Origin of the sequence: Dryocola boscaweniae (assembly GCF_025215095.1) — a bacterium.
GTDB classification, from domain to species: Bacteria; Pseudomonadota; Gammaproteobacteria; order Enterobacterales; family Enterobacteriaceae; genus Dryocola; species Dryocola boscaweniae.
On record NZ_JALHAP010000018.1, the window covers coordinates 1 to 287 of the forward strand.

1 rRNA gene is annotated in these 287 nt (G+C 51.2%); it reads right to left on the reverse strand.

Features of this window, described 5'->3' with window-relative positions:
* A 16S ribosomal RNA gene (locus MUA00_RS00085) occupies positions 1 to 225 on the reverse strand; the annotation flags it as partial.
* Positions 226 to 287 lie beyond the last annotated feature (62 nt).

The following is a 287-nucleotide window of genomic DNA, read 5'->3' on the forward strand; positions in this document are numbered from 1 at the left end:
GATGGCAAGAGGCCCGAAGGTCCCCCTCTTTGGTCCGAAGACGTTATGCGGTATTAGCTACCGTTTCCAGTAGTTATCCCCCTCCATCAGGCAGTTTCCCAGACATTACTCACCCGTCCGCCGCTCGCCGGCAAAGTAGCAAGCTACTTCCCGCTGCCGCTCGACTTGCATGTGTTAGGCCTGCCGCCAGCGTTCAATCTGAGCCATGATCAAACTCTTCAATTAAAAGCTTGATTTGCTTCAACCCGTGAAGCGATGCTCAAAGATTACATTCACATAATTCACTA